Origin of the sequence: Prauserella rugosa, assembly GCF_000719975.1 — a bacterium.
GTDB lineage: Bacteria > Actinomycetota > Actinomycetes > Mycobacteriales > Pseudonocardiaceae > Prauserella > Prauserella rugosa.
The window spans coordinates 1-15688 of the sequence record NZ_JOIJ01000016.1 but is presented as its reverse complement, the minus strand read 5'-3'; the positions used below and the strand labels follow the sequence as shown (position 1 = coordinate 15688).

The following is a 15688-nucleotide window of genomic DNA, read 5'->3' as shown; positions in this document are numbered from 1 at the left end:
GGGAGACGGTCGCGGGATTCGGCTTTCCATCTTTCGTAGGGCCTCCACCTGAGCGGGGGAGCTGCCCGAACGAGACGGATGAGTGGCGGTCGGGAAAGCGTCGAGGGTGCCTTGTCGGTCACCGGAAAGAATGGGTGACGAATGCCCGTTTCGGGTGGCTCACTCTCCGCCGCCGGTGGCGACCTGCCGAATCCGGGACAGCACCCGCTGGAGGTGCAGGCCGCGGCGTGCGTCGCACTCGTGGGTGCGCATGCCGGTGGCACACAGCGCGGCGAGGTCGTCGAGCAACGCCGTGTACGCCTCGGCCGCCGACCCGCTGCGCTCCCGCACCATCGTTCGCATCCCGTGCTCGCCGTACACGGTGAACTCCGCGACCGTCGGCCGTACCGGTACGCGTGTCGACATGCTGACCGTGGACGTCGCCCCGCCCTCGTGCGCGAGCACCACGTGCCACAGATCCGCATCGGTACGGTGCGCCGACACCACGTCGGTCACGGTGCCGAGCGCGGCGTCGAGCAGGTCGATCGCGTGCGGCCCGACGTCGCCCAGCACGCCGTCGGCCAGTCGCCAGGCCGAACCGCCGTACTTGTCGCCCAGCATCGCGCCCGACAGCCAGCGAGCAGCGCCACCGCTCCAGCCGCCTGCATCGCGGATGCCCGTCAGCCACTCCCGCGTCTGCTGAACGTAGCGCATCGTCAGCATCATCAACGACGCCACGCCTGCCTCGTTCACGGCGTCGACGACCCGCTGCGCCGCCTCGACGTCACCGGCGAGGGGCTTCTCGAGGATCAGGTGTTTGCCTGCGCGCGCCGCGCGCTCCGCGAACTCCGCCTGCGCCGAGGGCGGGACGGCGAAGGCGACCACGTCGACGGTGTCCAGCAGCTCGTCGAGCGTGGCCACTGCCGTGGCGTCGTGCTCGGCCGCCAGCTCCGCGGCGACGTCGGGACGGCGCGTCCACACGGCTTCGAGCCGCGTCGCCGGATGATCCGACAGGCCGGGCGCGTGGACGGTCCGTGCCCACGGTCCGCCGCCGACGAGGCCGACGCGTAGCGGGGTGTCGTTCATGAGCGCAGGGTAGGACCTACGGCGAACCGCCCTGCGACCAACCGCGGGGCCGCAGCCGTGATCAGCTGTAGTCGTAGAAGCCGCGGCCCGACTTCTTGCCGAGCAGGCCCGCGTCGACCATGCGCATCAGCAGAGGAGGGGCCGCGTACGTCGGCTCCTTGAACTCGTCGTACATGGAGTCGGCGATCGCCTTGACGGTGTCCAGCCCGACCATGTCGGCGAGCCGCAGCGGGCCCATCGGGTGTGCCGTGCCCTTCTCCATGCCGAGGTCGATGTCCTCGGCCGAGGCATAGCCGGCCTCGTACATCCGGATCGCCGACAGCAGGTACGGCACCAGCAGCGCGTTCACGATGAAGCCGGCACGGTCCTGGCAGTGGATCGCCGTCTTGCCGAGCGTCTCGGTGACGTGCTGCTCGGCGCGCCGCACGACGTCGTCGCTCGTGCGCACCGACGGCACGAGCTCCACGAGCGGAAGCACCGGCACCGGATTGAAGAAGTGGACGCCGACGACACTCTCCGGCCGCTGCGTGGCCATGCCGATCCGCATGATCGGGATCGACGAGGTGTTGGAGGCGAGAATCGCGTTCTCGCTGCTGACGACCTTGTCGAGGGTCGAGAACAGCTCGGTCTTGGCCTGCTCGTTCTCCAGGATCGCCTCGACCACGAACTCGCGGTCGGAGAACGCCTCGACGTCGGTCGTGAACGTGAGCCTGCCGAGAGCGGACTCGGCATCGGCCTCGGAGAGCTTGCCGGACTTCACCGCCCGCTGCAGCGACTTCTCGATGCGGGCCCGCCCTGCGTCCAGCGCAGGCTGGCTGACCTCGTTCACCACGACGTCGAGCCCCGCCCGAGCGTGTACCTCGGCGATTCCCGAGCCCATCAGGCCCGCACCGACAACACCGATCCGCTGGATTTCCGGCACGCTCTCTCCTTGAAGTTCAGTGGACACGCGGAATGCGAGGGCGGTCACCGATGGGCTCGGTGTCCGCCCTCGCACTCAGCTGCGTCATCGACGGTAGTCGTCGTACCCGTCGTCGTACGGGTCTTCGTACCGCTCCTCGTCCTCCCGGCCGTTCTCGTCCGAGGAGTTGCTCGACAGCTCTCGCTGAAGAGCATCGAAGTCCGTGGTGGGAACGCTGTACTTGAGCTCCCGGGCCACTTTCGTCTGCTTGGCCTTAGCTCGGCCGCGCCCCATGGCTCGACCCCCTTGCGCAGGGGCGGGGCGGCCGGGGGAAATCGGCGGCCCCGCGTCGTCTCGACAACTATTTCCTAGGGGACACCGTACCGTGTCCCCCTGGCTCGATGCGACGTGGCGCGGTGTGCTGACCGTGACAGTCTCAAGATCACCGCTCGAACGGCCCAGCCGATGCTCACGCCGGGCCGGCGACGTGCCAGGATTCCCGGGTGCTCCGACCATTCGTCGCCTATCTGCGGGTTTACGAACCGCTCTCCGCCTTCGGCGAGCCGCCGGACGAACGGCTGGCCCGAGCGGTGGAGGAAGCGGCACTGGAACGTCCCGATGCGGGCGAACGTGAGATGGTAATGTGGCTGAAGTCACAGGCCACCGCGACGCCGCGGGTGCTGCCGAAGGAGCTGTCCTCGCTGCCCGACGTGCTGGTGCTCGACCCGGAGAAGGTGCCGACGTCGGCGAGCTCCGAGGTCGGCCCCGGTCCGCTCGTGTGCCCGCTGGAGATCCGTCCCCGGTCGGCGGCTGCGCTCGTCGGGTTCCTCGGCGAGGCGCATCCCGCGCTGCGTGGTGCGGTCGTCGACGCCATCGGCGCCCCCGAGGACCGCATCAAGTCGCGCGCCAACTCGGCCCTGCGCGACCTGTACGGCACGTCGATGCACGTGCTGTCCACCACGTGGACGGTGCCGCTGCCGTGGTTCTCGCTCGTCGACCCCCGGCAGTTCCGCCTCGAGCTGGGGTCCGGCCAGCACGACCCGAAGCGCGAGCTGTCCTGGCGCACGCCGATGACTGATGCGTTGCGACGGGTCGCAGAGGCCGAGGAGCTGGTCGGCAACGCCCTGGGCGAGGACGCGGGGCCGGTGCAGATCCTGGGCGAGACGCACCGCTGGTTGACGAACTTCCACCCGGCCTCGGCCGTCGAGCTGGACTACGGCGGACTCGTGCAGCTGATCGACGACCCGACGCTCGAGTCGGACACCTCGGCCGACGAGGTGCACATGCTGCTCGAGGCGCTGCGCAACGGTGACGTCGACGAGGTGGGTGAGATCTTCCAGACCCTGCGCGACTACTGGGGTGAGCTGGCCGCCCGCGAGCGGTTCAACTGAGTCCGGCCCCCGGCACGCCGGGTGTTCACGACCCGGTGCCCAGCGCCTCGGCCACCGCGCCGGTCACGCGCAGCGAGCCGACGTCCCGGCCCGCGCCGGTGACCACGCCGGCGCCCACGGCCATCCGGTCGACGGCCTCCCTGGCCTCGTCCTTCGGCGTCTCGCCGAGCAGGCGCAGGGTCTCCACCAGGATCGGTTCGCGGGCTCGCGCGTTGCCGTCGGCGATCTTGAACGCCACGGCCGTGCCGTCGGACAGGGCGAAGGCGTGCACACCCTCGGCGCCACCTTTCATGAGCAGACCCGGTACCGCCTCCATCAGCACCGTGTCCTCGCGCCCGGTGCCTGCCACCAACCACGGATGGGCACGCATCGCATCGGCGATCCGCCGCGGCGTGCCAGTGCCCGCCGCCAGCCGTCCGAACGCCCTGGCCAGGCCCGTCAACGAGTAGGCCAGCAGCGGAGCGCCACACCCGTCAACGCCGGTCCACGCGATCGGTTCGCCGATCATCTCGCTGACCGTGTCGGCGATCGCGCGTTGCAGCGGATGTCCGGGATCGGTGTAGTCGGCGGTCGGCCAACCGGCCGCGACACAGGTGGCCAGCATCCCGGCGTGTTTGCCCGAGCAGTTCATCGCCGCCCTGCGCGGTTCGGCGGCCGGCTCGTGCCGAGGCCGGTCGGGCGGGCAGTGCAGGTCGTCCTCGGTGAGCCCGGCCCTTTCCAGCAGCGCCAGTGCCCGCTCGACGTGGTCGGGCTCGCCGTTGTGCGACGCGCACACGAGCGCCAGGTCGTCGTCGGCGACCTCGAGCCCGGATCGCAGCATGGCCAGCGCCTGCAACGGCTTGTTCGACGACCGCGGATACACCGGCGAGTGCACGTCACCGATCGACGCGCGCACCGCACCGTCGGGAGTGGTCACCACGAGGCTGCCGTGGTGCACGCTCTCGACGAATCCCGAGCGCACCACCTCGACGAGCGCGGTCACGTCCGGTCGTCCTCGGCGGTGGCTGTGCCCTCGGTGCCGTGCGTGCCATCGCCGGCACGTTGGGAGTCGAGCAGTTCGTCGACGGACGCGGTGCCCTGGGCGTACCGACGCGCCAGCTCGGCGTTGAACGTGTCGACCACGGCCTGCACCTCACGCCTGCGCTGCGACACCGACGCCTCCTGCTCCCCGTAGGACTCGAGCGTCTCGCGGAGCTGTTCCTCGCTCAGGGACACGACGTCGGACAGGGTCGCGTCGCCCACGAGAGCCTCGGCTGCCCTGCGGTACTCGCCCGCCCGTGTCGGTTCGAGCGTCTGGTGCCTGCCCGAACCCGTCGCGGGGCCGAGCGCGTTGTCGGACAGGATCGCCGTGAGCCGGGCGATGACGTCGCCGCCCTCGTCACTTTCGCCGCCCTCGTCACCTTCGTCGCCCTCGGTGCCGGCAGTGGCGCGGCGCAGCTGTTCGGCCTTGACGATGTCGATGCGGGCGTGCAGGAGCCTGCGCAGGTACGACAGGTCGGTCTCCTCCTGCGCGGCCTCGTCCCGCCGCTCCCGCAGCGTCGGCAGCGGCAGCGACTCGGGGTCGCCGGCGTAACCGGGAGCGAGGACGCGGTCGATCCGCCGTCGCCCTCCTGGCCGGACTTCGATCACGGGTTCATCCTGCTTCACGTCGTCGGTGTGGGCCAGAGGCTGGCCGCCTCCGGCGCGTTGATCATGTCACCCCCGCAGGCGTTGCACCGCTTCCCGTCCGGGTGCGGAACCCTCGGCCGGAACGGAGTCCGGATCGATCGCGGCCTGGATCGTCTCGTCGTCCGAACCGGCGAGGAGCTCGGCGTCCGTGGGCGTCGAACGCTTCACGAGGGCCAGCGCGATCGGGCCCAATTCGTGGTGCTGGGCGACGCTGCCGACACGGCCCACCGTGCGGTCGCCGCGCAGCACCGGATCGCCCGTCTCGGGGTAGACCTCCATCGACCCGTCCAGGTGCAGCAGCACCATGTTCCGCGGTGGCCTGCCGACGTTGAACACCTTCGCCACCGTCTCCTGCCCGCGGTAGCAGCCCTTCGCCACGTGTGCCGCCGAGCCGATCCAGCCGACCTCGTGGGGAATGGTGCGGTCGTCGGTGTCGACACCCACGCGCGGGCGCAGCGACTCGACCCGCAGCGCGTCGAACGCCCACGAGCCCGCGGGGCGTGCGCCCGCGTCGGTGAGCCGTTTCCACACGGTGGTCAGCTCCGGACGCGGCACGAGCAGGTCGATCGCCCTGGCACCCGGCCACGGCATCCGCCGCGCCAGACCGCCGCCCGGCAGCGGCACGACGGAGTACGACTCGGCGGGAAGCTCGAGGGGCCCGTCGGTGCCGAGTACGCCGAGTGCCTGGTCGGCGTCCGGGCCGAGCAGGGTCAACACCGCGTAGTCGCCGGTCGCGTCGGTGATCTCGACGTCCGACCAGAACTTCATCGCCTGGAGGTACTCGAGCAGCGTCTGCTTGGCCCCGCCCGGCATCGCGCTGGTGGCCTGGGAGTCGGGGTCGGTGTCGAGGTAGACGACGTCACCGGTGTAGGCCACGACCATGTGCGCGTCGACGTGCCCGTGCGCGTCCAGGACCAGCGCTTCGGTCCCGGTGTCGGCGGGCAGGTCGGACACGTGCTGCGACAGCACGAGGTGCAGCCAGGACAGCCGTTCCGAACCGCCGACGGTGATGACGTGCCGGTGCGACCGGTCGACGACCGCCACTCCCCGCGTCGCCGTGCGTTGTTCGGCGAACGGGTCACCCCAGTGCCACGGAACGCCGGCTTCCGGATGGTCGTCGGGAGCGGCGACGGCGCCTGGCAGTTCGGACAGGGGCGAGGAATAGGTCATACGGCGATCGTATGTCGGAGCGGGCGCGGATGGTCGGTAGCGTTCGCCAGGCTGCTGAGTACCGTGAGGCCCATGCGCGTCCTCGCTTTCCTCGACGGCACCTTCGCCGACCCCGACCAGGCCCACATCCGTGTCGACGACCTCGGTCTCATCCGTGGTGACGGCATCTTCGAGACGATCCTCGTGACCAACGGCGTTCCGCGTGAGCTCGACGCCCACCTGGACCGGTTCGCCCGTTCCGCCGCGAAGCTCGACATGGCCGAGCCGGACCGCGCCGCCTGGGAACGTGTGATCCAGCAGGTGATCGAGGCGTGGCCGCCGGAGGAGGAGCTGGCGCTGAAGATCGTGCTCACGCGCGGGGTCGAGGGCGATCCGGAGGAGAAGCCGACCGCGTTCGCCTACGGCATGTCGATCCCCGAGTCGACCAAGCGCGCCCGTCGCGACGGCATCGCCGTGGTGACGTTGAACCGCGGCTTCGAGGCCGACCTCATGGAGCGCGCACCGTGGCTGCTGCTCGGCGCGAAGACGCTGTCGTACTCGGTGAACATGTCCGCCCAGCGGGAGGCGCGCCGCCGCGGGGCCGAGGACGTGATCTTCACCAGCACCGAGGGCTACGTGCTCGAGGGGCCGACGTCGAACGTGGTCCTGGCCCGTGGCAAGACGCTGTACACCCCGCCGCCGACCAACGGCATCCTCCCGGGCACCACGCAGGGCGACGTCTTCCGTGCCGCGGAGCGGGCCGGATGGAAGACCGAGGTCACGCAGCTCAAGGCCGACGAGCTCACGGAGGGTGATGCCCTGATGCTCGCCTCGTCGGTGCGCAAGCTGACGCGGGTGCACACGCTCGACGGCACGGCGTTGCCCGACTCGTCCGTGGCGATCCACGCCGAGCTCGCCGAGGCCTACGACGCGCAGTACGCCTGACGGAGCGTTTAAAGCTCCCGAGGGCCCCATAGTCGCGTTGAACGCAACTAATGTTCCCTTCGCTGTCGCACCGATGGCGGGCGTCGCGATGGGAAGATTGGTCGCGTTGAACGCAACCAAAGGGCCCTCGGGAGGGTTCAGCCGACGACGCGTTCCAGGACGAGGGAGACGTGCGGGGTCTTCGGGTGGCCCATCATGGCGCGCTCCTCGACGTAGCCGAGGTTGCCGCTGCCGTCGGGCATGATCCCGTACAGCCGCTCGGCCGCGGTGACGTCCTTCGCCGTCTGCGACCGCACGACCGCGTCCGTGGCCAACTGCCAGGCCGACTGGCCACGCGCCGTGCCGTAGAACAGCTCGATGATGCCGGACGAGTGCGCGAGCAGGAGCTCGATCGTGTCGTCGGGCTGCGGGCGCCACCAGCCGGTCTCGCGGGCGGCGGGCCGGATGACGTTGCCGTCCGCGTCGAGCAGCCACGACCGGGCCTCGTGGTAGAGGAACGGACGGCCGTCGTGGGCGATGGTGAGCTGCTGCGCGATGCGCTGCGGCTCGTCCATGGTCGGGTAGTTGACCTCGCCCTCGCCGCGCCACACGCCGACGAGCGGCAGCAGCGCGAGGCATGCGTCGCCCAGGTTCTCGCCCTCGCGCAGGTTGGCCGTGTCGCCGGGGATCGGCAGGTCGTCCAGCTGCGGGATGTTGCGGTGGGCCGTCTGCTTGGCGCGCTGCGCCGCGGCCTCGATGGCGTCGTCGCCGCTCGACATGTGACTACTCCGCCTTACTCAACGTTCGGGGGCTCACTCAGCGTTCGGGACGGCTCAGTGGTCCGCGTACAGGCGGTAGACGACGTAGCCCATGAACCACATCGACGCGGCGATGGCCAGGATCAGCAGTACCGTAAACAGGATCTCCACGCGCGGAAGGATAACGCCCGAGGTCCCATGTGCCCGAGTCCAGGTGGCCGCGCGTGAGCATGGTCACCGCTCGCCCGCAGGTCACGGGGCGGCCGGTGACGACCGTCGCTGAGCTCGGCGGATCCTAAGTCGTCGGTACGGCGCCGCGGTCGAGCTCGACGAGCACCTCTTGTTATACACGTCGACGACGGTGGCGGGCAGCGTTTCCGGTTTCGGCAGCGGCCGCCCACGATGGATGGTCACGGGTGGGTGCCCCGCAGTTGGTTCGCGATCGCGGCCGCCGTCCACGTGACGAAGTCGGTGTGCGGCCAACCGCACACGCCGACGAGTTGGTCGTAGGCGTCGTGGGACACGAGCAGGCCGAGCGCGTCGGCGAGGCGTCCGCGCGCGGTCTCGTCGCGCGGTGCGAGCATGCCCGCGTCCTCGTAGGTGGCGAGCCAGCTCGCGATGTCGCGCCGCCGGGCCGCGGCGAGTTCGCTGCGCACGGCGGCGATCGTGTCGTCGGTCGCCGCCGCCACCGTGAATGCGCGCCAGATCCCCAGCGAGTCGCGAAGCCGTTCGGCCAGCGCCGCGACGGCCGCCTGCAGCGTGGTCTCCAGGTCGCCGGGTGTCGGCATGCCGATCAGCTCGGTCAGGTCGATCGCGTCCGGGCTGTCGGCGAGCTGCGACCGGAACGCGGCCAGGAGCAGATCCGCCTTGCGTCCGGTCTGGGTCACGGTCTCGAGACCGACACCCGCCTCGGTGGCGATCCGCCGCATGCTCGTCGCGGCGTAGCCGTGCTCGGCGAACAGCGTGGCCGCGGTGGCGATCACGTGCTCCCGGGTGCGCTGAGCGCGTTCGCGGCGCACGGGAGATTCGTACCCGCGGCGGGGGCGGCGCGCTTCGGACGATTCGGCTACCATCGATTTAGACGATACATCGTATCGGTGAAATATCGACCACCCGGGAGGGACGTCATGTCCTCGGTACTCGTCTGCGTCCAACCGGCCCGAGGGCACGTCGGGCCCACCAAACCGCTGGTCGCCGCCCTGGTCGCGGCGGGACACGACGTCGCGGTCATCACCGGCGCCCGGTATCGCGACGCCTTCACCGAGCTCGGCGCCGACGTGACCGTGCTGCCCGGCGAGGTCGACTTCGACGAGACCGACCTGAACGGCTCGATCCCCGGCCGCGAGGGACTGCGCGGGCCGAAGCTGGGACGGTTCGAGCTGTCGCGGTTCGCGGGCGCGATGTCGCAGCAGCTGCGCACGGTCGACAAAGTGCTGGCCTGCGGCGTCGACGTCGTGCTCTGCGATCCGCTGTTCGCCGCGGGGATGGCGCTGGTGAATCGCGAGGACCGTCCGCGGGTGCTGGCGCTGGGCTTCCTGCCGCTGACCGCGCCGACGCCGTACCGCCCGCCGTCCCGTCGCCCGCTCGACCGGGTCCGCGGCGCGGTCATGAGGCGGTTCATGGGGTGGATGATGGCGCCGGCTCAGCAGATCGCCGAACGCGGTGTCCACGAGCTGGTGGGAGTCGAGACCGGGCTGTGCTTCATGGACTGGCCGATGTGCAGCGACGGCGTGCTGCAGATGACCTGCCCCGGCTTCGAGTTCCCGCGCACGCTGCCCGCTCCCGTGCACTTCATCGGTCCGACCACCACCAGCTCGGCCAGTGAACACGACCTGCCGGAGTGGTGGCACGAGCTGGACGGTTCGCGGCCCGTCGTCCACGTGACCCAGGGGACGGTCGCCAACGACGACCTCGGCATGCTCGTCGAGCCCACCATCGAGGCGCTGGCCGACGAGGACGTGCTCGTGGTGGCCACGACGTGCGGCACCATGCCGCGCACCGACCCGCTCCCGCCGAACGTGCGCGTCGCCGACTTCCTGCCCTACGACGAACTGTTGCCACGGTGCGACGTCATGGTCAGCAACGGTGGATACGGCGGTGTCAACCATGCGTTGCGCTACGGGGTGCCGCTGGTGGTCGTCGGGGCGAGTCAGGACAAGCCCGAGGTCGCCGCGCGGGTGTCGTGGTCGGGTGCCGGCCTGGGGTACGCCCGTCCCTCACTCCCGGTGCGGACCCTCCGCCGTGCGGTGCGGGAGGTGCTGAGGCGGGACCGGTACCGGAAGGTCGCGGGCGAGCTCTCCGCCCAGATCGCCGACGCTCCGTCGACCGACGACATCGTGAAGCTCATCGTGGACCGTTGACGGGTGTTCTCGGCGGTTTCGCCCTCGGCGGAAGCCGTTCCGGCGGACCGCGTGCCTTCGTAGGCTGCTCACCACCGAGCCGACGGGGGTGCGTATGCAGACGATCACCGGTAGCGCCGCGGGCGTGCCGTACACCGCGCTGCCACCCCGTGGGGTCGACGGCCGCGCCGCTCTGATCATCACGTGGCACATGCTCGACGCGCCGCGCACCGACGCGGCGTTCGCGGCCGCCTTGCCCATGGCGGACGTCCCGGCGTGGCGCGTGCATCTGGCGATGCCGATGTGCGGTGGGCGCATGGTGGACGGCAGTGTCGACGCGGTCGTCGAACTCGCCCGCCGGGACGCGGTACGCGCGTTCCTGGTCCCCTTCGTCCGGGAGGCGGCGGCCGAGTTCCCCGCCGTACTCGATGCGTTGCGGTCGCAGCTGCCGATTGTCGACGGGCCGGTCGGGGTGCTCGGCGGCTCGTTGGGAGGAGCGGTCGTCCTGGAGGTCCTTGCAGGTGGCGACGTTCCGATCGGCACGGCCGCGCTCGTCAATCCCGCGGTGCGCGCTCGGTGGTGCCGTACGTCGCGCCGATGTCGGGCACGCCGTACGTCTGGACGCCCGAGGCGCACCGGATCGTCGACGACCACGACTACGTCGCCCGTCTCGACGGTGTCGAATGTCCTTCGCTGTTGGTGGTGAGCGGCGAGGAGGACCATGCGGAGTTCCGCAGGGACGCCGCCGACCTCGTCGATGCAGTACGCCGCGGCCACCCCGAACCGGACGCCGTGCGCCTCGCGCCGGTACCCGATCTCGCGCACCCACTGGCCGACGAGCCCGGCATGGAACCGGCTCCGCAACGTGCCACGGCACGCGCCGTCGACTCGATCCTCACCGAGTGGTTCCGCGAGACGCTCGCGGTGTGATCTCCGACGCCACACGCCTGAAGCCCCGACGTCCGGTGCCGCAATGCCCGCCGTGCCAGCGCCTGGTGGGACAATGCCCAGTGTGACAATGCCTGGCGTGACGACGGAACAGACGAGTCAGGCGTACGGCAGGCGTGCCGCCGAGTACATCGAACTGCTCGGCACCGTCGATGCGCTGGCCGCCCCCGATCGCGCCTTCGTCGGCAGGTGGGCCGACGAACACCGCGACGGGCCGATCGTGGACGTCGGATGCGGGCCCGGCCACTGGACGCAGTGGTTGCACGAACGCGGCCTTTCCGTGTCCGGTGTGGACCCGACGCCCGAATTCGTCGCGCACGCGCGCAATCGGTATCCGCACCTCGACATCGCGCTGGGCCGCGGCGAAGCGCTCGACGCCGGCGACGCGAGCCTGTCCGGAATCCTTGCGTGGTATTCGCTTATCCACACACCGCCGGAGCGGATCGGTGACATTCTCGGCGAGTTCGCGCGATGTGTCGCTCCGGGCGGTGGACTGCTCGTCGGATTCTTCGAAGGCGGGGAGCTCGAGGCGTTCGATCACGCGGTGACCACGGCCTACTTCTGGCCGGTCGAGTCACTCGGGAAGAAGATCGAGGAGGCCGGGTTTACGGTCATCGCAAGGGACACCCGCGTCGACCCGGGACACCGGCCGCACGGCGCGATCGCGGCGGTGCGTGCGGACTGACGGGATCAGCGGATGGTGCCCGGCATGTCGATCCAGCAGCGTTCGTGACCGCGGACGAGGAGGCCGGACCGTCGCCTGTCGTTGCCGTTCGGGACCGGGTACAGCCACCACGAGCCGGTCAGGCGCCGTCCCCGTCCGCTGTGCAGTACGGGCTCGATGACGACATGCCTGCGACCAGCCGGATCGTGGACCGTCATGCGAACCCTCCTGCTCACGTGGAGCTCTACGGGCACGGCCTGAGCGAGCGGCAGGCTACCCGTGGCGAGCAGACGTCGCCGTCGTCGTCCGGCGGGAACCAGGATCGCGACGGACAACACCCACACGAGGGCCGCCATCACCAAGCTCAGGCCACCGATTCCGTTGCGAGTCGCGGTGGGTGACTCCTGTTCGATGTGTCCGTCGTCGCCGATCCACAGTTCGACGGCCGAACCCTCGGCGGGCGGGTCGCCGCACCGCCGATACTCGCCGCGGCCGGGGTGTCCGTCCAGGTGCCAGGCCGCGGTGATGCGGTGCTCGGTGCGATGTTTGCATTTCCCGGACACGTCGACTCGCTCCACGGTCGCGGTGACGGGTTCGGTTCGGCCGAGCAGATGATCGACACCGCCACTTGTCGACACCGCGATCAGGACCGGGATCAATGCCGCTACCAGGGAGCCGAGCGCGACCAGTAGCCAGCGGATCGGCTTGCGGGACTCACGTCGCCGTAGCTCCGCGGCTTCGTGGCTGTGCAGCATTCGGTTCTCCCGTGGGTGGCGTTCGGAGATTGGACGGGTGTGAGGCCGCCGCTATCGCTGGTCCTGACTGTCGGCTAAGAGACGATCTCCGACGGCGTGCAGAAACCGAGCGAACCGGAGTCGCTCACACAGCCGGTGAGGGTGGGCAGTACGCCGGTGCCGCGCACCACCTGGAACGCCCCCAGTACCAGTACCACCGCGGTGACGGCGATCGCCCAGCGCGGTCGACGTTCACTGCGGAACAGGACGACGCCGATCCAGATCGCGCCGATTCCGCCGATCACGGCGGCCCAGTCGAGATAGAAGTACCGCGTCCCCTCGCCAGCTGCCTGAAGCACCCATTCCCGCCGGACGACTATCCACAATGGAAGGATGCACATTGCCGCGGCCAAGAGGCTCAGCTTGACGTGTCTGTTCGTGCGAGCTTCGACGTGCCGGCCCGGTGTCCGGTTTCGGATCCGGCGAAGAATTCGGGCCGCATCGGACCTCCGTCGCATGCTCTGTCGAATGTGGCCGGATCGGACGGATGTGCGCAGCGTTCGGTTCCGCCGTGTGAGCAGAATCCGAACGGACGGAAAACGGGGGTGTCCCGAACTCAGGCGGCTACCGTGGCGGGATGATGCCGAGCCCGCACGGTGGCGTTCCGCCGCAACACGAGCCGTATCCCGGCCCCGTTCCCGGTGTGTTTCCGCCTGGGGAACGAGTCTCCGGCAAGGACGGCAACGGCGTGTACCGAGGCGCGGTCTTCCTGCCGCGCGCGTCGGCGGCCCGTCGTTGGTGGGCGCGGATCATCGACGGAACGTTCGTCGTGGTACTCGCCGCGGGGGTGGTCGCAGGTGCGGTCCTCGCGGCGGCGAAGGGAGTCGCCGACGATCCCGTCATGGCAGCGACGGCGTTCAGTGTCTACCCCGCGCTGTTGTTGGTCTTCGGGGCGCTGTACGGGTGCATGCGTTCGCCGGGGCAGGCGCTGACGGGGGTCGTGTCGCTCCGGTGCGACAGCGGCAAGCGCGTCGGGTTCTGGCGGGGAATGTTTCGCTACCTCGGCGTGGGGTTCCTCCCGGTCACGGCGGTACTGGCGCTCATGTCGTTTCTCGACCTGCCCGTGTTCTTCGACGAGTCGGTGCGCGTCTACCGGCGGTGAGTGCCGGCGGAGTCACGGGTCAGGGCGAACTCGACGACGTCGACCGGCGCGTCGTCACCCAGTCCCGGGTAGTGCTGGTCCAGGGCGGTGTGGAGCTGGGCGAGGTCGGCGAAGCCGTCGCGCTGCGCGTCGGTCTCGGTGAGCTCCCGCCGGGTGGTCGTCCGGACCGACAGCACCTCCGCGGGCATGGTCAGTACCTCGCCGGATTCCTTCTCGAAGACCAGGTCGGCGGGGCCGGGCCGGAAGGGGTCGTCGATGCGGATGGTCTGCGTCTTGTCGCCGTCGCGGATGCTCTGTTCGTAGCCCTCCCACATGTAGAGGCGCTGCGGTGCGTCGGCGGCTCGCCAGTCGAAGGCGTGCGGCAACAGCGTGCTCACCGGCAGGGCGGTGAGGCCGTTGGCTTCGCGGACGACGCAGGCGATCGTGGGGTCGAGATCGAAGAAGATTTGTCGACATTTTCCGCACGGTGGGATGACGTCCCCCGTGGGACCGTGGGCGGCCGCCACGGCGACGATCGGATCGTCGGGGTGCGACGCGGCGCGGTTGGCCAGTGCGCTCACCTCGCCACACGGGCCGCCCAGGAAGTGGTAGGCGTTGACGCCGAGGACGATGGCTCCGCTGCGCAGTCGGAGGGCTGCTGCGACCGTGTGGTCGGCGTCGTCGTTGACGGCTTCGGCGTGCCGGACGGCGGCGGCGACGAGCTCGCGGTTGTCGGGGGAAAGCATCGTCGGGGACGGTAGCGAAACGCCGGAGCGGTGATCGACCGATTTCCGCCAGCCGAGGTCACGGTGGGTGAAGCGCCTGATCTCCCGGTGTGGGCGGCTGCCGGTGTGGCAAGGTTCCCACGGAGTGTGCGATCTCGTGGGAACCGCTGACATGCGGGCGGCGTCCCACTACCGTCAGATCACGCACGTGTCTCGTGACGACCCGATGACGAGGTGGGGGAAGTAGCGATGTCGCAGCCCGGCAACGGCGGCAACAGTACCCAAGGCCCGGTGGGCACCTGGGCCACGGACACCGACGGTGCGGAACTGTCGCCTCAGCAGCGCGAAGCGATGTACCAGGCGCAGGGCGCGGCGATGGACGGCCCGCTCGGTGCGCTGGGGATGGGTGAGCTGATCGCGCACGCTCGCGCGTCGGGGATGAACGAGCAGCAGATCCAGCAGCTCGCCAAGGACGCGGAGGTTCTGCAGGGGCTGAGTGGCTCGAACCAGGACTACCAGGGTCGCCAGCACGCCGAGCTGAAGGGCTTCGTGACCACGAACCTGGACCCGGGTCAGGTAAACCAGATGTCGGAGATCTTCTCGAAGATCAGGGGCGTTCTGGATCGGCTGTCGCAGCGGACGAACGAGAGTGTGGGTAAGGCGCGTCACGAGTGGGAGGGTGACGCCGCCGAGAACGCGTTCGGCTACTTCAACCAGATGTCGACGTGGGCGGATTCGAACGCCACGAACGCCCAGCTGGCCTCTGAGGCGACGTATGCGCAGTCGAACGCGGCCGAGAGTGCGAAGAACTCGATGCCCGAGCCGGTCGAGACCAACGGGTTGATGAAGGACTTCGGGTCGGCGGTCAAGGACAACCCGCTCAACCCGATCGGCGCATTCAACCAGGCCATGGAGACCCGGGAGAAGGCTGACGCGGCCCACCAGGAGGCCGTGCAGGTGATGAACACCTATGACCAGAACCTCTACCAGGCCGCGTCGAAGCAGCCCGCGTTCTCCCAGCCGCCGACCTTCTCCGCCGGTGCCGGCGACAAGGGCGGTATCGGCGGCGGCTCCGGGGTGATCGATATTCCGGGTGGTCCGTCGGATTCGACCAGTGTTGCGGGGTATTCGGGTGGTCCGAGTGGTGGCCCGTCGGTGCCCGGCGGTGGCGGTCCGGGCAATGTCAGCAGCCTGCCCGGCGGTGGCGGGGGCACTCCGCCGGGTGTGGCGCCGGCGCCGATGCCGGGTCGGGCGACCGGGCAGGGCCAGTTGCCGGGCACG

19 protein-coding genes are annotated in these 15688 nt (G+C 70.0%); 8 read left to right on the top strand and 11 right to left on the bottom strand.

The features are described from left to right. Positions 1-159: 159 nt before the first annotated feature. From IF64_RS0119470 to IF64_RS0119460, 3 genes are all read right to left on the bottom strand, one after another. The gene (locus IF64_RS0119470; protein ID WP_030533584.1) at positions 160-1065 is read right to left on the bottom strand and encodes a Gfo/Idh/MocA family protein; all 906 of its coding nucleotides are present in this window, start codon (positions 1063-1065) and stop codon (positions 160-162) included. 61 nt (positions 1066-1126) lie between these two features. After that, positions 1127-1987: a 3-hydroxybutyryl-CoA dehydrogenase gene (locus IF64_RS0119465; RefSeq protein WP_048807552.1), complete on the bottom strand. Its 861-nt coding sequence runs from the start codon at positions 1985-1987 to the stop codon at positions 1127-1129. Between the two features lie 84 nt (positions 1988-2071). Further along, positions 2072-2260 (bottom strand): DUF3073 domain-containing protein, encoded by a 189-nt coding sequence (locus tag IF64_RS0119460; RefSeq protein WP_030533582.1) that lies wholly within the window; start codon positions 2258-2260, stop codon positions 2072-2074. A gap of 209 nt (positions 2261-2469) precedes the next feature. Here IF64_RS0119460 and IF64_RS0119455 point away from each other — a divergent pair, with 209 nt between their 5' ends. Beyond that, complete coding sequence (locus IF64_RS0119455) at positions 2470-3357, top strand: DUF8083 family protein (RefSeq protein WP_030533581.1); 888 nt, start codon at positions 2470-2472, stop codon at positions 3355-3357. A gap of 25 nt (positions 3358-3382) precedes the next feature. On the opposite strand, the gene IF64_RS0119450 is transcribed toward IF64_RS0119455, so the two are convergent. The 3 genes from IF64_RS0119450 to ygfZ form a co-directional block, all read right to left on the bottom strand. After that, entirely contained in the window at positions 3383-4339 is a 957-nt protein-coding gene (locus IF64_RS0119450) for an asparaginase (protein WP_036877234.1), read from the bottom strand. After that, entirely contained in the window at positions 4336-4986 is a 651-nt protein-coding gene (locus IF64_RS0119445; protein WP_051758014.1) for an RsiG family protein, read from the bottom strand. Before IF64_RS0119445 ends, IF64_RS0119450 begins: the two co-directional genes overlap by 4 nt. Before the next feature lie 66 nt (positions 4987-5052). Further along, positions 5053-6195, bottom strand: coding sequence for a CAF17-like 4Fe-4S cluster assembly/insertion protein YgfZ (gene ygfZ, locus IF64_RS0119440; protein ID WP_030533578.1), 1143 nt, complete (start codon positions 6193-6195; stop codon positions 5053-5055). 72 nt (positions 6196-6267) lie between these two features. Between ygfZ and IF64_RS0119435 the strand changes: the two genes are divergently transcribed. Beyond that, entirely contained in the window at positions 6268-7119 is an 852-nt protein-coding gene (locus IF64_RS0119435; protein ID WP_030533577.1) for an aminodeoxychorismate lyase, read from the top strand. 137 nt (positions 7120-7256) lie between these two features. On the opposite strand, the gene IF64_RS0119430 is transcribed toward IF64_RS0119435, so the two are convergent. Then, entirely contained in the window at positions 7257-7877 is a 621-nt protein-coding gene (locus IF64_RS0119430; protein ID WP_030533576.1) for a heme-binding beta-barrel domain-containing protein, read from the bottom strand. A gap of 389 nt (positions 7878-8266) precedes the next feature. Continuing rightward, entirely contained in the window at positions 8267-8929 is a 663-nt protein-coding gene (locus tag IF64_RS0119415; RefSeq protein ID WP_030533575.1) for a TetR/AcrR family transcriptional regulator, read from the bottom strand. A gap of 54 nt (positions 8930-8983) precedes the next feature. On the opposite strand from IF64_RS0119415, the gene IF64_RS0119410 reads away from it, so the two are divergent. The 4 genes from IF64_RS0119410 (at position 8984) to IF64_RS0119400 (ending at position 11828) form a co-directional block, all read left to right on the top strand. After that, entirely contained in the window at positions 8984-10216 is a 1233-nt protein-coding gene (locus IF64_RS0119410; RefSeq protein ID WP_030533574.1) for a glycosyltransferase, read from the top strand. Positions 10217-10310: 94 nt separating this feature from the next. Beyond that, positions 10311-10901, top strand: a complete 591-nt coding sequence (locus IF64_RS25580) for a hypothetical protein (RefSeq protein ID WP_342779944.1) — start codon at positions 10311-10313, stop codon at positions 10899-10901. Then, on the top strand, positions 10898-11125 hold the full coding sequence (locus IF64_RS28155; RefSeq protein ID WP_342779943.1) for a hypothetical protein: 228 nt from the start codon (positions 10898-10900) through the stop codon (positions 11123-11125). Before IF64_RS25580 ends, IF64_RS28155 begins: the two co-directional genes overlap by 4 nt. Positions 11126-11222: 97 nt before the next feature. Then, positions 11223-11828: a class I SAM-dependent methyltransferase gene (locus IF64_RS0119400; protein ID WP_211252614.1), complete on the top strand. Its 606-nt coding sequence runs from the start codon at positions 11223-11225 to the stop codon at positions 11826-11828. 5 nt (positions 11829-11833) lie between these two features. Here IF64_RS0119400 and IF64_RS0119395 read toward each other — a convergent pair whose 3' ends face one another. Beyond that, complete coding sequence (locus IF64_RS0119395) at positions 11834-12562, bottom strand: hypothetical protein (protein ID WP_030533572.1); 729 nt, start codon at positions 12560-12562, stop codon at positions 11834-11836. 74 nt (positions 12563-12636) lie between these two features. Further along, entirely contained in the window at positions 12637-12900 is a 264-nt protein-coding gene (locus IF64_RS0119390; protein WP_030533571.1) for a hypothetical protein, read from the bottom strand. A gap of 278 nt (positions 12901-13178) precedes the next feature. On the opposite strand from IF64_RS0119390, the gene IF64_RS0119385 reads away from it, so the two are divergent. Beyond that, positions 13179-13703 carry an RDD family protein gene (locus IF64_RS0119385; RefSeq protein WP_030533570.1) on the top strand — a complete coding sequence of 175 codons (525 nt, stop codon included), beginning with the start codon at positions 13179-13181 and terminating at the stop codon, positions 13701-13703. On the opposite strand, the gene IF64_RS0119380 is transcribed toward IF64_RS0119385, so the two are convergent. Beyond that, entirely contained in the window at positions 13691-14428 is a 738-nt protein-coding gene (locus tag IF64_RS0119380) for an ASCH domain-containing protein (RefSeq protein WP_030533569.1), read from the bottom strand. The genes IF64_RS0119385 and IF64_RS0119380 overlap by 13 nt on opposite strands. A gap of 228 nt (positions 14429-14656) precedes the next feature. Between IF64_RS0119380 and IF64_RS0119370 the strand changes: the two genes are divergently transcribed. Continuing rightward, positions 14657-15688: hypothetical protein (locus IF64_RS0119370; RefSeq protein WP_051758002.1), on the top strand; the 1032-nt coding region annotated here is incomplete at its 3' end.

Bases quoted from the DNA above. Each gene is read 5' to 3' on its own strand.
- IF64_RS0119380 (WP_030533569.1), bottom strand. From the start codon at position 14,428: ATGCTTTCCCCCGACAACCGCGAGCTCGTCGCCGCCGCCGTCCGGCAC.
- IF64_RS0119385 (WP_030533570.1), top strand. From the start codon at position 13,179: ATGATGCCGAGCCCGCACGGTGGCGTTCCGCCGCAACACGAGCCGTAT.
- IF64_RS0119410 (WP_030533574.1), top strand. From the start codon at position 8,984: ATGTCCTCGGTACTCGTCTGCGTCCAACCGGCCCGAGGGCACGTCGGG.
- IF64_RS0119435 (WP_030533577.1), top strand. From the start codon at position 6,268: ATGCGCGTCCTCGCTTTCCTCGACGGCACCTTCGCCGACCCCGACCAG.
- IF64_RS0119470 (WP_030533584.1), bottom strand. From the start codon at position 1,065: ATGAACGACACCCCGCTACGCGTCGGCCTCGTCGGCGGCGGACCGTGG.
- ygfZ (WP_030533578.1), bottom strand. From the start codon at position 6,195: ATGACCTATTCCTCGCCCCTGTCCGAACTGCCAGGCGCCGTCGCCGCT.
- IF64_RS0119430 (WP_030533576.1), bottom strand. From the start codon at position 7,877: ATGTCGAGCGGCGACGACGCCATCGAGGCCGCGGCGCAGCGCGCCAAG.
- IF64_RS25580 (WP_342779944.1), top strand. From the start codon at position 10,311: ATGCAGACGATCACCGGTAGCGCCGCGGGCGTGCCGTACACCGCGCTG.
- IF64_RS0119395 (WP_030533572.1), bottom strand. From the start codon at position 12,562: ATGCTGCACAGCCACGAAGCCGCGGAGCTACGGCGACGTGAGTCCCGC.
- IF64_RS0119415 (WP_030533575.1), bottom strand. From the start codon at position 8,929: ATGGTAGCCGAATCGTCCGAAGCGCGCCGCCCCCGCCGCGGGTACGAA.
- IF64_RS0119460 (WP_030533582.1), bottom strand. From the start codon at position 2,260: ATGGGGCGCGGCCGAGCTAAGGCCAAGCAGACGAAAGTGGCCCGGGAG.